Below are 14,911 nucleotides of genomic sequence, written 5' to 3' on the forward strand. Positions count from 1 at the left end.
ATTATTATTAAAACTAAAACCCGAGATTATCTCGGGTTTTTTATGCTTTATGTTTTTGGTCAAAGACGGATTGTTTGTTAGATTTTTACAAATTTTTTAATGTGTCTTTCTCCAGTCCATAATTCACATTCCAAAAAATAAATGCCTGATGATAATTGGGAAACATCCAATTTGTTTTGGTTACCAAAAAATAAAATTTGCTTACCGCTCATGTTGTAAACTTTGGATTGTTTCAGGTCTTTGTTGACCTGTATCATGTGTTTGGTTGGATTTGGATATATCTTGAAATTTGAGACTTGAAACGATGCAACACTCAAAGCTTCTTGAATAATGACCATGAAATCTTCTGTTTGCCCAAACGATGGTTCAGAGCAGGGTTGAGGAATAGCGGAATCTTGATAATCACTGGCAATACGCATCCTCAAGGTTTCTGAAAGAATGGCGCTATTGGGTACTTCAAAGTTTGCTGTATGTATTTCATAACTACCTCCGGTTGCATCACTTGATATGATTAATTCCTCAACTTCAAAAATACCATTGTTGTTAAAATCAATCCAGCCTCTCACGTTTTCAGAGTTGAAGCCTGTGGTAATACTTATAGTATAAGTTGTTCCTGCTACTAAGTTAGCAATAAGTGGTAGTTGGGTATAACAATCTTGTTGGGTTGAATGATCGATGTAAAACTGGTTGCCATCTCCTGAATATCCAGAAGAGGTATATTGTAAATCATTTAAACTCACATTGTATATACCAATGTTGAATTCGTTTTCGGGAAATTGGATGGTTGTTGGTTCACATAATGATGCTATTGGTTGCGAAGGGAATTCAGTGGTGTCATCTGTAGGTGTGGCACCAAGTGAATTGAGGAGTCCAGGACGATAGTTTTCAAGTATAAATATCAGTCGATCTTTTTGCCCTTCAGAAAACCTGTCGGGACACCAAGAATAGTTCATGAAATTGTGATTGACGGGATCAAAGGAGGTTCCAGTACATGTATTTGTATTGGTAGGACATCCACTTACCAAGAGGTGGGGGTCAGTATCGCATACCAAATCACCTTGGGTAGTGCAGTCGTCATTAATTGGGCAAATGTCACCATCAGCACCTTCAAAGGTATGTCGAAGTCCGAAGGAATGACCTACTTCATGAGTAATGGCCCAATTAGTATAACTGTGGTGAAGTACTACGCCATCAATACTTGGGTCCACCCCAGGGTAATAGGCGTATCCTGCTACACCGCTGCCTTCCAAGCCGCCTTGAATATTTGAAACAATCCAAATATTTAAATAATCCGTATTAGGCCAGATGCTCAAAGCTTTTAAATCTGAGTCGAGGGCGCCAATGGTTTCTCCCGGGTATGCTACACCATATTCCGAATAGCCATCCAAAGCACTGCCGTCTATTCTAACAATGCCATTTGTTTCTTCACAATCAGGTGTTCTTTGTGCTAGAATGAATTCAAAAGGAATCGGTGTCCCTCCTTCATCTTGATTGGGGTTTTCAAACCAAGTGGCGGCATATTCTTGGTTTAATTCATCAACCAATGCAAATAAGGTGGCATCACTTGGGTTTTTAGGTGTGCCAATGGTTTCGCCTGTATGAATGACATGAATGACAATGGGGATTTGGTAAATTTCATTGGTTGAAGACTCTTTTTCATAAAGCTTTTTACTGTTATAAAGAGCCCATCTTAGATTTTGTTCTTGAAGGGATTTTAAATATGAGGAATCTATTTCTTTAAGCTGATTTTCAAACTGTGTTGTGAGGCACCAGTTTTGGGCAAACATCCAAAGGTTTGAAAACATAAGGCATAAGAAAAGGCTTTTAACTTTCATTGAAATAGAATGATATTTTTCGAATCGACCTTTAGGTAGAATTCATTTGCTAATTTATTTGTTTTCTTTTATTTAAGCATAAAACTAAAGATAAGATATGTCTTTTGTTAGGTGAAAGATCCCCGAAATATGATTTTCATTATGTTTTTAATCGAAGAAAATAGCAAAATCTAACGGTAGAAGGGATTATTTCTTCCTTTTAACTAAAATTTCAATTGGTAATCAAATAGTTAACTGTTTCGTGCCTAAATTTAAATACTAGCCGGTGAAATAATTGTTGAACTTTAAAACCAACAACCTATGAAACCCACACTCAACTACACTTTTAAAAGACGTACAAAAAACCATTTGGATTGGTTGCTTAACGTTATTAAATCAGAGAAGTATTTTTTGGCAGAAGGGTATATTCTTACTGTCAATTTAAAACGCAATAAGCAATAAATGAGAAAGGCCCAACTAACATAGTTTGGGCCTTTTCATATTTAAATGATTTTTTTAATCTCTTAAAATACTTCTTGAAATAACTATTTTTTGAATTTCTGAAGTCCCTTCATAGATTTGGGTGATTTTGGCGTCACGCATTAATCTTTCTACGTGGTATTCTTTTACAAAACCATTACCACCGTGAACTTGTACAGCTTCAACAGTTGTGTCCATGGCAACTTTACTGGCATACACTTTGGCCATAGCACTGGATGTATCATAGTTGTTTCCTTGGTCTTTATCCCAAGCAGCTTTCATAACCAAATGTCTGGCAGCTTCAATTTCTGTTGCCATATCTGCCAATTTAAATGCAATGGCCTGATGGTTGCAGATTTCTGTTCCAAAGGCTTTTCTTTCTTTAGAATATTTTTTTGCTAGTTCGTAAGCTCCAGAGGCGATTCCCAATGCTTGAGAAGCAATACCGATACGACCTCCAGAAAGGGTTTTCATTGCAAACTTAAATCCAAAACCATCTTCTCCTATTCTATTTTCTTTAGGGACTTTTACATCATTAAACTGAAGCGTGTGCGTGTCACTACCTCTGATTCCTAATTTGTCCTCTTTAGGGCCCACATCAAATCCAGGCATTCCTTTTTCAACAATTAGGGCATTGATTCCATGGTGTCCCTTGTCTCTGTCTGTTTGAGCAATGACTAGGTAAACATCGGCACGTCCTCCACTGGTGATCCAGTTTTTGGTACCATTTAAAAGGTAATGATCTCCCATGTCAATGGCTGTTGTTTTTTGTGAAGTGGCATCACTTCCTGCTTCTGGTTCACTAAGACAAAACGCTCCTATAAACTCACCTGAGGCCAATTTGGTCAGATACTTTTGTTTTTGTTCTTCGCTTCCATATTTTTCAAGACCGTAGCAAACTAGGGAATTGTTAACAGAAACCATTACAGATGCCGAGGCATCAATTTTAGATAATTCTTCCATGATCAATACATATGAAATGGTATCCATGCCACTTCCTCCGTATTTGGGATCGACCATAATTCCCATAAAACCAAGGTCGGCCATTTTTTTGACCAATTCCTTAGGGAATTGTTGTTTTTCATCTCTTTCAATGACGCCAGGTAAAAGTTCGGTATTCGCAAAATCGCGAGCGGCATCACGAATCATGATATGTTCTTCAGTTAATGAAAAATCCATAGAAACGATTGTTTATTAATGATTTGATAAAAATTGTTGCCAAATATAACCTTTTAGTATCATTTTTTCAATAATGATTTATATTTTTACGCCATATGATAATGGAAACATTTAATGTTGTAGGGGTGATGTCTGGAACTTCTTTAGATGGAATAGACTTGGCCTATGTTACCTTCACTAAATTAAACGGAACTTGGCAATTTGTGTGTCATGATGCAGTGACTGTTTCTTACCCCCCAAATTGGAAGCGTAAACTTCAGGGGTTAGTCGCGTTTTCTAAGGATGAGTTATTGGATTTGGATGTTGAATACACCGATTTTTTAGCCCATATTATTGTAGATTTTGTTGACCAGTATCCAAAAGGAACAATTGATATGGTGTGTTCTCATGGTCATACCGCATTACATCAACCTGAAAGGGGCTTGACTTATCAAATTGGAAATTTACCAAAAATATCCAAGAAGATAGGGTTGCCCGTAGTATGTGATTTTAGGATCGAGGATGTGGCTCTGGGTGGGCAAGGAGCTCCGCTAGTACCCATTGGCGACCAATTGTTATTTGGATCTTATGATTATTGTCTCAATTTAGGAGGGTTTGCTAATGTGTCTATGCAGGTTGATGGTAACCGAATTGCCTATGATATATGTCCGGTTAATATTGTATTGAACCATTACGTGAGTAAAGTAGGGAAGGAATTTGATGCAGGCGGTGTATTAGCCAAGTCTGGGGGAGTGGATGAAGGTTTGTTGAAAGAATTAAATGCAATACCATTCTATGGCGAATCCTATCCAAAATCTTTGGGATTGGAATGGGTAAATACAGAGGTTTTTCCTAGAATAGATAGTTGTAGTTTAGAACTACCAATTATATTAAGGACTTTTGTAGAGCATATCGCTTTTCAAATTGGACAAAATCTTCAAGGAGTATCTTCTCAAAATATATTGGTTACTGGGGGAGGAGCGCATAACCAATTCTTAATGGAGCGCATCAAATCCCATGCAAAACCATACGTTATTATACCAGAAACATTAATCGTTGATTTTAAAGAAGCTATTGTATTCGGCTTTTTGGGTGTGTTAAAATTGCATAATGAAATCAATTGTTTAAAAAGTGTTACGGGAGCTAGGAAAGACCATAGTTCCGGAATGATATATTATCCTTAAAATTATTGCAAAATTAACTTTTAAGGATAGCAAGTTTTTTATATTTGTTAACTTCAATTACTAACCTAGAATGAAAGAATTACTTCAAAAGTACGAAGCTAAAGAACCAGAAATTATTTTTAATTGGAAAGATCCAGAAACCGAGGCAGAAGGATGGACCGTTATTAACTCCTTAAGAGGTGGTGCTGCCGGAGGTGGAACCCGAATGAGAAAGGGATTGGATATGAATGAAGTGTTGTCTTTGGCTAAAACCATGGAAGTGAAATTTACCGTGTCTGGACCACCTATCGGAGGTGCAAAATCAGGTATTAATTTCGATCCAAATGATCCTCGAAAAAAAGGCGTGTTAGAGCGTTGGTATCAAGCAGTATCTCCTTTGTTGAAAAGTTATTATGGTACTGGAGGAGACTTGAACGTTGATGAAATTCATGAAGTGATTCCTATTACTGAAGAGAGTGGCGTATGGCATCCTCAAGAAGGGGTTTTTAGTGGACATTTTAAGCCAACTGAAGCCGATAAGATTAATAGGATAGGACAATTGCGTCAAGGAGTTATTAAGGTAATTGAAAATCCTTATTTTTCGCCAAGTGTGCAAAGAAAGTATACTATTGCTGATATGATAACTGGGTTTGGTGTCGCCGAAGCAGTCAAGCAATATTATCACATATACGGAGGTACAGTAGAAGGCAAACGTGCCATTGTACAAGGATTTGGGAATGTAGGGTCAGCAGCAGCTTTTTATCTGTCTCAGATGGGAGCCAAAATTGTTGGAATTATCGATATCGCAGGTGGATTAATTAAAGAGGAAGGATTTACCTTTGAAGAAATCACCGATTTGTTTTTGGCTAAACAGGGTAATAAGTTAATCGCTGAAAATTTAATACCTTTTGAAGAAATGAATCAGAGGGTATGGTCATTAAGAACCGAGATTTTTGCACCATGTGCCGCTTCTAGATTGATTACTAAAGGACAAATAGATGAAATGATCGATACGGGACTTGAAGTAATTTCATGTGGAGCTAATGTGCCATTTGCCGATAAAGAAATTTTCTTTGGTCCTATTATGGAGCATACAGATAACCGAGTAAGTTTAATTCCAGATTTCATTTCCAATTGTGGTATGGCTCGAGTATTTGCTTATTTTATGGAACGTCGTGTACAAATGACTGACGAATCCATTTTTTCTGATACCTCAGACACAATTAGAAAAGCTTTGGAAAAAGTTTATGAGAAAAATCAAAACAAGACTGGTATAAGCGAGACCGCTTTTGAGATTGCCTTGAGCCAGCTTATTTAATAAACATATTTATGGAAACTATTATCGTTCTCACATTTGTTCTTGGCTATCTGGCCATAACCTTGGAGCACAATCTAAAAATTGATAAATTAATTCCAGCATTGCTAATGATGGCTATTTGTTGGGCCATTATTGCGTTGGGGATAGATGCTTTTCCGCATTGGTTTAATTCTGCAGAGCATCATTTGATGGAAGCCTTTGGAACTTTGGGTCATGAAGCTAAAATCGAACTGATGGAGGAAACCTTGCTCCATCATTTGGGTAAAACTGCAGAGATTGTTGTCTTCTTGTTGGGAGCGATGACAATAGTTGAAATTATAGACTATTTTGATGGTTTTTCTACCATAAAGGGATATGTGAAAACCAAAAGCAAAAGGCGTATTCTATGGATGTTTGGCTTTTTAGCTTTTGGTCTTTCAGCTATCATCGATAATTTAACCGCTACGATTGTATTAATATCGATTCTTCAAAAAATAATTAAAGACCGAGAATTAAGAATCTGGTTTGCAGGTTTAATAATCATTGGAGCTAACGCTGGTGGCGCTTGGTCACCAATTGGAGATGTAACAACAACCATGCTTTGGATTGGTAAAAAAGTATCTTCAGGGCATTTGTTTGTCTATTTGTTCTTACCCTCTCTTATTTGTATGGTAGTGCCAACTTTTATAGCTTCTTTCCTGCCTATTTTTAAAGGTGAAATTGAGGAAGAAGAAACTGAAGATAAACCAAAAAATAGATTCAGTTCTACCATGTTGTATTTAGGATTGGGAGGGATTGTATCTGTTCCAATTTTTAAAACTATTACTCATTTGCCCCCTTATGTCGGAATGATGCTGGCGTTGGGTGTTGTAGCGATTTTTGCCGAGATTTACAGTAGCACCAGATTTAGCATCACGCAAGCAGAAGGAGAAGGAAACAATTATGAAGGACATCATAGTCCGGTGCATCATTCCTTGTCACGAATTGAAATGCCAAGTATATTGTTTTTCTTGGGTATTTTGATGGCTGTAGCTGCTTTAGAATCTTTAGGGATATTATTTGAGTTTGCTCAGTCGCTTCAGGCTAATACCCCTATGTTGGGAACAGAATTACACCATGCAGGAGTATCCGATTTGGTAGTCTTATTACTTGGTGTTGGATCGGCAGTTATTGATAATGTCCCTTTGGTAGCCGCTAGTTTGGGAATGTTCTCGGAACCGATGGATAATGAACTTTGGCATTTTATAGCTTATTCCGCGGGTACTGGAGGAAGTATGCTAATTATAGGATCGGCTGCTGGAGTGGTAGCTATGGGTATGGAGAAGATTGATTTCTTTTGGTATCTAAAAAAGATTTCATGGTTGGCTCTAGTGGGCTTTTTAGCAGGAGCCATTGCCTTTATGTTTACAAGAACAATTTTTTAAATACAATTTTGTTATATAATTAGCGTTTAAGCTATCCAAAACCAATTTATATGTTAAACCTACTTTTACAAGACGTTCAGGAAGGCGCTGAAGTACTAACCGATCAGGAGTCTGTTGAAAAAACACTTTCAATTATCGAATTGATTTCCAGTGGTGGAAGCGCTGGTATCTTTATCATTTTGGTACTTTTTATTTTACTGGTTGGTGCTATCTATATCTACTTTGAACGTATTTTGGCCATCAAAGCTGCCTCAAAAATTGATGCCAATTTTATGAATCAAATAAAAGACCATGTATCTCATGGCAAAATTGATTCAGCACAAATGTTATGTGCTCAGGTGAATACCCCAGTTTCCCGATTGATTTCTAAAGGAATTACAAGAATTGGAAAACCGCTTGCCGACATAAACACGGCACTGGAAAATGCAGGCCGCTTGGAAATCTATAACCTAGAGAAAAATGTGAGTGTACTGGCAACCATTTCGGGTGCGGCTCCTATGATTGGGTTCTTGGGAACGGTAATCGGTATGATTTTATCTATTTTCGAAATCGCCAATTCTGGAGGGAATATTGATATTAAACTTTTGGCTGATGGTCTTTACACTGCAATGACCACGACAGTTGGAGGCTTAATTGTTGGTATTGTAGCCTATATGGCTTATAACCATTTAGTGGTTAAAACAGACAAGGTTGTTTATCAAATGGAAGCAAATTCCTTGGAGTTTTTAGATCACTTAAACGAGCCTATCTAATATGAATATTAGAGGAAGAAATAAAGTAACACCAGAATTCAATATGTCGTCCATGACGGATATTGTTTTTCTGTTGCTCATCTTTTTTATGTTGGCTTCTACCTTGGTTACTACTAATGCTATAGATATTTTGTTGCCTAAAGCGAGTGGTAAAACTGAGAATAAAAGAACCGTAGCTGTTAGCATTAAAAAAGATTTGACCTATTACATAGACCAACGCGTTGTGGGAGAAAGTATGCTTGAGGGTGAATTAAAGAAAGCACTTTCTAGCCAAGACAATCCTGTTATTGTTTTACGTGCTGAAAAGTCGGTGCCGGTAGATAATGTTGTGAAGGTTATGGATATAGCCAACAGAAATAAGTATAAAGTTATTTTGGCAGTTCGCCCTAACTAAGATGAAATATTTAGAGACCAAACACGAGAAGGATTCGGCTAAGATTACCACATTGATAGTGGTTATTATCTTGCTGTTGTTGTTTGTTGTTGGTCCACCTTATATGGATCCTCCTGAGGAATATGGAGTTGCTGTCAACTTTGGTAATACTGATTTTGGTTCGGGTAATATTCAGCCAAAGGAACCTGTTAAATCCGAACCTCGAGAGGTTAATAGACAACCCGAGGAAGCAGCACAGCCCGAGCAAGTTGAATCCCAACCTGCCGCTGCTGAACAGGCTAAAGCAGAAGAAGTTGTAACGCAAAACACAGAAGATGCGATTGCTATAAAGAAACAAAAGGAGGCTGACGCTAAAGCTAAGGCAGAAGCCGAAGCTAAGGCAAAAGCTCAAGCAGAGGCTGACGCTAAAGCAAAAGCCGAAGCAGAAAGGGTAGCCAAAGAAAAAGCAGAACAGGAGGCCAAAAAGAAAAAACTGGATGCCTTGATTGGAGGTGTCAGTAAATCTGATGGGACGTCTTCAGGTAGTGAAGGGGATGATAATCGGGCCGGAGATAAAGGTCAATTGGATGGTGATCCCTATGCGCCAAGTTATTTCGGTGGCCCAGGTAGCGGAAGTGGTGGTGTAGGATACGGTTTGAATGGAAGGGGAAAAGCAACCTACCAAACCTTAAGACAAGATTGTAATGAGGCCGGAATGGTCATTGTTAAAATTGTAGTTAACCGTAATGGAGATGTGATAGAGGCAACTCCAGGGGTTAAAGGAACCACTAATACGGCTTCTTGTTTATTGGAGCCAGCAAGGAAAATAGCTTTATCCCATAAATGGCGCCCAGATAGTAAGGCTCCAGCAAAGCAAATCGGATTTGTAAGAGTTAATTTTACTTTAGGACAATAAAGTTGTGACCTATCAAGAAACCTTAAAATGGATGTTTGGTAAATTGCCTATGTACCAACGTCAAGGTCAGTCTGCATTTCGCGCAGATTTAGCCAATATTCAAAAGCTAGCCAAACATTTAAAACACCCCGAACAAAAAATCAAAACGATTCATGTGGCGGGAACCAATGGTAAAGGGTCTACCAGTCATATGTTAGCTTCCATACTTCAGGAAGCAGGATATACAACAGGTTTATTTACATCGCCACATTTGAAGGATTTCCGGGAGCGTATACGTATCAATGGGCAGGTTGTGTCAAAGGCATTTGTGATTGGCTTTATTCAAAGATTCCGTTCGTTTTTTGAACAAGAAAATTTGTCTTTTTTTGAAATGACAACAGGAATGGCATTTGAGTATTTCTATCAAAAGAAAGTCGATATTGCTGTAATCGAAGTTGGTCTGGGTGGGCGATTGGACTCCACTAATATTATTAAACCAGTGACCTCTGTGATAACAAATATTGGGATGGATCATGTACAGTTCTTGGGGAATACCTTGGAAAAGATAGCGGCGGAAAAGGCAGGGATTATTAAGGCTCATATTCCGGTGATCATTGGTGAAACCCAATCGGAAACAGAACAGGTGTTCATTGAAATGGCTGAAAATTGTGAATCGGATATTTATTTTGCTGATCAAACAGATAGTCACTTATATGAGAGTGATTTGAAAGGCGAATATCAAAAAAAGAACATTCAAACGGTTGTTGCTACTGTAAAAGTTCTTCGATCTAAGGGGTATGCTATTTCCGAAGCGCATGTGCAGGCAGGTCTTTTAAACGTGGTTAAAAATACAGGATTAAGAGGGCGATGGGAAATAATTGGCAACGATCCGTTGGTGATTTGTGACACAGGTCATAATAAAGAGGGGTTGACCTATTCTATGAGTCAAATAAATAATCTGGAATTTGAGCATCTTCATATAGTGTTTGGAGTAGTAAATGATAAAGATTTGACAGATGTTTGGACATTGCTTCCTAAAAAAGCTACTTATTATTTTTGTAAACCGGATGTTCCTAGAGGATTGGATGCTGATCTTTTAATGAAGCAATTCCATGCAAAAGGTTATAGAGGAAGTGCATATAATAGTGTAAATCAAGCTTTAACAGAAGCTAAAAATCAGGCGAATTCAAAGGACCTTATTTTTGTGGGTGGGAGTACTTTTGTGGTGGCAGAAATAATTTAATTTTTTTTGCAAAAAAAGTTTTGCCATATCAAAAACTGCCTTATATTTGCATTCCGTTAGCAAGGGCGCTTAGCTCAGTTGGTTCAGAGCACCTCGTTTACACCGAGGGGGTCGGGGGTTCGAATCCCTCAGCGCCCACAAGAGTAAAAAATCTCAATACTGAAGTGTTGAGATTTTTTTTACCTTGTAACTTAAAAAGGGTCATTAACTCAGTTGGTTCAGAGTGTTACCTTGACAGGGTAGAAGTCACTGGTTCGAATCCAGTATGACCCACAATTTTTCTGATATTTATAGCTTTTTTAGTAGATTTATTCCACACTACTTTAACTACATGATTTTAAAAAATATCAAAAAGCTATATGAGGATATCTTTCAATCCTATAAAACACCTTCCATTGAAGAGCATATAAAAAAGATTATCGAACTGGATGCCTTTCTTCCGCATAACTCGACATTTTTTTGTATTACGAATACCCAGGAATTAGGTTTTGAGTATGTGAGTAAAAATATGTATTCCTGCATTGGAATAGAGCCTCATTTGTTTAAAACCCAAGCCATGAAATATTTTTGGAGTAGGATTCATCCAGATGATGTGGAGCAATGGTTGGAAGCATTAAATTCTCTAATGGAGTATACCATGAATGAGATTTCAGAAGAAGAAAGGCACAGAATGAGTTATACTTGGAACTATCGTTTTAAGAATGGGCAGGACGAATATGTCAATGTTATACAAAATACCACACCGCTTGCATTTGATGCCTTTAAGAAACCTGTTATTGGATTGGCGCACTATACCATAGTAGAGCCCGGATTAAAGTTTGAAGTGACTGCTACTGCCAAGTATTTGAATGATTCCAATACTTATGAAACCAAGTATTTCAATACCTTTTCACAAAAGTTGTTAGAATCTAACATTAGTAATAGAGAGCGAGATATCATAAGGTTGTTGGTACTCAAAAAGAGTAGTAAAGAAATTGCTTTAAAGTTGAATATTAGTCCAAACACCGTAGATACCCATAGAAGAAATATTCTAAGAAAATTGAAAATCAATTCAACAGGTGAACTTATAGGGTTCTATCAATCAAACAAGGGACTCTTTTAAAAATACTCAATTTGAGTATTGTAAGAAAGTGATGTTTTAAGCACATTTGTATTAGCTATTATTAATCAAAGGGATGTTAAGTGTTTACGGTTTTACATGAAAATGTAAAATTTGTAAACACTTTTTTATATTAAGTCTAAAACACGTTCCAATTTCATTCCTCTGGACCCTTTAATTAAAATAAATTGATTTTTTAGTATTGAATTCTCTTCTTTCGCAAAGATTTCAAAATCTTCAAAGCTGCTAAAGGCTCTAATTGCTTCCGAATTAAAACGGGTATGTGAAAAAGTATTGCCTAACAAAAAGATGTGTGTAATACTAGTGTTTTCAAGGAAATTTACAATGGTTTGGTGTTCTTGTAGGGCATCATCACCTAATTCAAACATATCGCCCAATATGACCATCTTATTAACGTCCTCATAACTATTGAAATTATTTAAAGCAGCCATCATGCTAGTTGGATTGGCATTGTAGGCATCCATTAATATTTTATTAGAACCCTTTAAAATAATTTGCGATCTATTATTAGTCGGGACGTAAGTTTCAATAGCTTCTTTTATTTCGTGATGTAGAACACCAAAATAAGAACCAATAGCAATAGATGCTGCAATGTTATTGAAATTATAGATACCAGTAAGGGCGCTAGTAATTTGCAAGGTGTCAAAGGTAACCGAAACATATGGTTGCGCATCAAACAGCTCTATTTTGGTATGTTCGTCGTATTTTCCAAAAGTGACTATCTTTTCGTAGCTCCCAACTTGTTCTAGTTGTTTTAGATCATCTGTATTTACAAAAATGGTTTTATGGTGAAATTTTAAGTAATCGTAGAGTTCTGATTTAGCTTTTACAACACCTTCCAAGCTACCGAATCCTTCTAAATGGGCTTTCCCAAAGTTGGTTATCAAACCAAAGTCAGGTTGTGCGATTTGGCATAAAAAGTCAATTTCATGATGGTGGTTGGCACCCATTTCAACAATACCGAGTTCTGTTTCTTTGTTCATGGAAAGCAATGTCAACGGAACGCCAATATGATTGTTTAAATTACCTTGTGTGGCGGTTGTTTTGAATTTTTTTGATAAAACAGCGTTTATAAGTTCTTTGGTGGTTGTTTTACCGTTGCTTCCTGTTAATGAAAGAATTGGTATTTCAAGATATCTTCTATGGAAAGCTGCCAAGTCCTGCAAGCATTTAAGAACATCTGTAACTAAAATATAGGCTTCTGAAACCTGATAAGCGGGATCGTCTATGATGGCATAGTTAGCGCCCATCTCTAATGCCATTTCGGCAAATTTATGTCCGTCAAAATTGTCTCCTTTTAAGGCGAAAAACAAATCTCGAGGTTCTAGTTTTCTGGTGTCTGTGCAAACTGCATGACATTCCAGAAACAGTTCATGTATTTTAGCTATTTCCATAAAATTAAATGTATAAAAAAAGTCCTGATTTTCATCAGGACTTTAAAGTATAATCACTAGAATTCTTTTAGTGCTTAGTTTTGTTTTGAGATTTTGATTTAGAACCAACTCTCGACATAGCACATCTAAATCCAATATAGTCTGTTGCCATATTTTGTGGATAGTAGCGTCTTTGTGCTGGATCCAACCAGTAAGATCTGTCTTTCCAAGAACCTCCTTTATAAACTCTTACTTCATCATTGATTAAAGAAGTTCTCTTATCAGATTTATCATACTCTCTGATCATTTCTCCTGTAGAATCTACAGAAATATGGTGTTTTGGAGAGTTGTACATTTTGCTGGTGTGGGCGTTATCTGCAGGCTCATCACTAAATTCATCAAAGCTTTCTCTATACATTCTAGAGGAGCTCTTATCACCATCTCTAAAGTTTCTGTTATCACTTCCGTCGAAATTGATTCTTAGATAAGTTTCATTTTCGTCGATTGGTACTTGAGCAATTTCTCCTGGTAAATCTCTTGCGATTAATTTACCATTAGGTAAAGTATCAAATACAACTTCTTCTGGAGTTACGATTTTAACTGTACCATCATCATTAATTTGATTTTTGGTATAAACGTTACCACGATAGTAGTTGAAGTCATTGAATTCATCATCAACTATAGGTCTGTAAACGTCAGCTACCCATTCGGCCACGTTACCAGCCATATCATATAATCCAAAGTCGTTTGGCTCATAAGATTTTACTTTGTTTGTGATATCAGCGTTATCATCAGACCAACCAGCGATTCCGCCGTAATCTCCTTTACCTTGCTTAAAGTTTGCTAAATGGTCACCTCTTGTTTTACGTTTACCTGAACGTGTATATTGACCATCCCAAGGATATTTTTTTCTTCCTCTATAGATATTATAAGATCTTAACTCAGTCAATCCTAAAGCAGCATATTCCCATTCTGCCTCGGTAGGAAGTCTATAGTCTGGTGTAAGAACCCCAGTTTCTCTTCCTGCGTAAACGTTAATAGTGTCTCCTGAAGCAGTAGTTTGAACTCTTCTTCTTGAATTTTCTGGGTTAGTGATACTATCATTTCCACCGTAGGTTAGTGTAGGTGCATTGATATAAGTATCAGTACTAAAGGTTTCACCTGCCTCAACAGCAATTTTGGCATCGCGAACAATATATCCAGATTCTTCTAAGTATAACTCATTGACACGATCAGTTCTCCAGTTGGCAAATTCTACCGCCTGAATCCAACTTACACCAACCACAGGATATTCTCCATATGCAGGGTGACGTAAATAGTTTTCGGTCATAACTTCATTAAATCCTAATCGGTTTCTCCAAACCAAAGTGTCAGGAAGGGCACCATCATAAATGCCTCTGTAATTTTCTTCAGTTGGAGGATAAACACGCTTGATCCAATCTAGGTATTCTAAATACATTTTATTGGTAACCTCGGTCTCATCCATATAGAAGGATTGCACGTGCTGTTGGTTAGGAGTATTGTTCCAATCGTGCATGACATCATCTTGAACTCTACCCATGGTAAAAGTTCCTCCTTCTACAAATACCAATCCTGGAGCAGTTTCTTGCTCTTTAAAGTCGGTGTTGTATTGAAAACCACCGTCCTTGGAATTGATATCCCATCCAGTAGCTCTGGAGCTGTTAGCGTTTGATGACCTTTTACAACCGACGAACGTCAATCCGACGGCGAAAATCATCAAGAACTTTAGTGCTGTTACTTTTTTCATATCCATACGTTTAAGTAAGCTTATAATATTTTTGGTGACGCAATATAGTAA

Annotated in this window: 13 protein-coding genes and 2 tRNA genes; 11 read left to right on the top strand and 4 right to left on the bottom strand. The window is 37.2% G+C overall.

Going from position 1 to position 14,911, the window contains the following annotated elements; genetic code table 11:
* Positions 1-77: 77 nt before the first annotated feature.
* Positions 78-1,835, bottom strand: a complete 1,758-nt coding sequence (locus LOK78_RS05565) for a zinc-dependent metalloprotease (RefSeq protein WP_232634228.1) — start codon at positions 1,833-1,835, stop codon at positions 78-80.
* A 300-nt stretch (positions 1,836-2,135) separates the two neighbouring features.
* Here LOK78_RS05565 and LOK78_RS05570 point away from each other — a divergent pair, with 300 nt between their 5' ends.
* Entirely contained in the window at positions 2,136-2,276 is a 141-nt protein-coding gene (locus LOK78_RS05570) for a hypothetical protein (RefSeq protein ID WP_232634229.1), read from the top strand.
* Positions 2,277-2,330: 54 nt separating this feature from the next.
* On the opposite strand, the gene LOK78_RS05575 is transcribed toward LOK78_RS05570, so the two are convergent.
* Complete coding sequence (locus LOK78_RS05575) at positions 2,331-3,473, bottom strand: acyl-CoA dehydrogenase (RefSeq protein ID WP_053972269.1); 1,143 nt, start codon at positions 3,471-3,473, stop codon at positions 2,331-2,333.
* Between the two features lie 101 nt (positions 3,474-3,574).
* Here LOK78_RS05575 and LOK78_RS05580 point away from each other — a divergent pair, with 101 nt between their 5' ends.
* The 10 genes from LOK78_RS05580 (at position 3,575) to LOK78_RS05625 (ending at position 11,701) form a co-directional block, all read left to right on the top strand.
* Positions 3,575-4,636, top strand: a complete 1,062-nt coding sequence (locus LOK78_RS05580; RefSeq protein WP_336246329.1) for an anhydro-N-acetylmuramic acid kinase — start codon at positions 3,575-3,577, stop codon at positions 4,634-4,636.
* 70 nt (positions 4,637-4,706) lie between these two features.
* Positions 4,707-5,933, top strand: a complete 1,227-nt coding sequence (locus tag LOK78_RS05585) for a Glu/Leu/Phe/Val dehydrogenase dimerization domain-containing protein (RefSeq protein ID WP_232634233.1) — start codon at positions 4,707-4,709, stop codon at positions 5,931-5,933.
* 11 nt (positions 5,934-5,944) lie between these two features.
* The gene (nhaD, locus tag LOK78_RS05590; protein ID WP_232394486.1) at positions 5,945-7,336 is read left to right on the top strand and encodes a sodium:proton antiporter NhaD; all 1,392 of its coding nucleotides are present in this window, start codon (positions 5,945-5,947) and stop codon (positions 7,334-7,336) included.
* Between the two features lie 50 nt (positions 7,337-7,386).
* A complete protein-coding gene (locus LOK78_RS05595; RefSeq protein WP_053972273.1) occupies positions 7,387-8,088 on the top strand; it encodes a MotA/TolQ/ExbB proton channel family protein in 702 nt (233 codons plus the stop codon).
* A gap of 1 nt (position 8,089) precedes the next feature.
* Entirely contained in the window at positions 8,090-8,482 is a 393-nt protein-coding gene (locus tag LOK78_RS05600) for an ExbD/TolR family protein (protein ID WP_053972274.1), read from the top strand.
* A gap of 1 nt (position 8,483) precedes the next feature.
* On the top strand, positions 8,484-9,377 hold the full coding sequence (locus tag LOK78_RS05605) for an energy transducer TonB (RefSeq protein WP_232634235.1): 894 nt from the start codon (positions 8,484-8,486) through the stop codon (positions 9,375-9,377).
* A 4-nt stretch (positions 9,378-9,381) separates the two neighbouring features.
* Positions 9,382-10,599 carry a bifunctional folylpolyglutamate synthase/dihydrofolate synthase gene (locus LOK78_RS05610; RefSeq protein ID WP_232634237.1) on the top strand — a complete coding sequence of 406 codons (1,218 nt, stop codon included), beginning with the start codon at positions 9,382-9,384 and terminating at the stop codon, positions 10,597-10,599.
* A gap of 63 nt (positions 10,600-10,662) precedes the next feature.
* Positions 10,663-10,737, top strand: a tRNA-Val gene (locus LOK78_RS05615).
* A 60-nt stretch (positions 10,738-10,797) separates the two neighbouring features.
* Positions 10,798-10,872: transfer RNA gene (locus LOK78_RS05620), tRNA-Val, on the top strand.
* Positions 10,873-10,930: 58 nt separating this feature from the next.
* Complete coding sequence (locus tag LOK78_RS05625) at positions 10,931-11,701, top strand: response regulator transcription factor (protein WP_232634239.1); 771 nt, start codon at positions 10,931-10,933, stop codon at positions 11,699-11,701.
* Between the two features lie 125 nt (positions 11,702-11,826).
* Here the strand turns inward: LOK78_RS05625 and LOK78_RS05630 are convergent, their stop codons facing one another.
* On the bottom strand, positions 11,827-13,113 hold the full coding sequence (locus LOK78_RS05630) for a UDP-N-acetylmuramoyl-tripeptide--D-alanyl-D-alanine ligase (RefSeq protein ID WP_232634241.1): 1,287 nt from the start codon (positions 13,111-13,113) through the stop codon (positions 11,827-11,829).
* Between the two features lie 67 nt (positions 13,114-13,180).
* Entirely contained in the window at positions 13,181-14,866 is a 1,686-nt protein-coding gene (gene gldJ, locus LOK78_RS05635; RefSeq protein ID WP_206080420.1) for a gliding motility lipoprotein GldJ, read from the bottom strand.
* Between the last annotated feature and the right edge of the window lie 45 nt (positions 14,867-14,911).

Source organism: Mangrovimonas futianensis (genome assembly GCF_021245805.1).
Lineage (GTDB): Bacteria > Bacteroidota > Bacteroidia > Flavobacteriales > Flavobacteriaceae > Mangrovimonas > Mangrovimonas futianensis.

Coding starts and splice junctions, on each gene's coding strand:
- LOK78_RS05565 (WP_232634228.1), bottom strand. CDS start 1,835: ATGAAAGTTAAAAGCCTTTTCTTATGCCTTATGTTTTCAAACCTTTGG.
- LOK78_RS05570 (WP_232634229.1), top strand. CDS start 2,136: ATGAAACCCACACTCAACTACACTTTTAAAAGACGTACAAAAAACCAT.
- LOK78_RS05575 (WP_053972269.1), bottom strand. CDS start 3,473: ATGGATTTTTCATTAACTGAAGAACATATCATGATTCGTGATGCCGCT.
- LOK78_RS05580 (WP_336246329.1), top strand. CDS start 3,575: ATGGAAACATTTAATGTTGTAGGGGTGATGTCTGGAACTTCTTTAGAT.
- LOK78_RS05585 (WP_232634233.1), top strand. CDS start 4,707: ATGAAAGAATTACTTCAAAAGTACGAAGCTAAAGAACCAGAAATTATT.
- nhaD (WP_232394486.1), top strand. CDS start 5,945: ATGGAAACTATTATCGTTCTCACATTTGTTCTTGGCTATCTGGCCATA.
- LOK78_RS05595 (WP_053972273.1), top strand. CDS start 7,387: ATGTTAAACCTACTTTTACAAGACGTTCAGGAAGGCGCTGAAGTACTA.
- LOK78_RS05600 (WP_053972274.1), top strand. CDS start 8,090: ATGAATATTAGAGGAAGAAATAAAGTAACACCAGAATTCAATATGTCG.
- LOK78_RS05605 (WP_232634235.1), top strand. CDS start 8,484: ATGAAATATTTAGAGACCAAACACGAGAAGGATTCGGCTAAGATTACC.
- LOK78_RS05625 (WP_232634239.1), top strand. CDS start 10,931: ATGATTTTAAAAAATATCAAAAAGCTATATGAGGATATCTTTCAATCC.
- LOK78_RS05630 (WP_232634241.1), bottom strand. CDS start 13,113: ATGGAAATAGCTAAAATACATGAACTGTTTCTGGAATGTCATGCAGTT.
- gldJ (WP_206080420.1), bottom strand. CDS start 14,866: ATGGATATGAAAAAAGTAACAGCACTAAAGTTCTTGATGATTTTCGCC.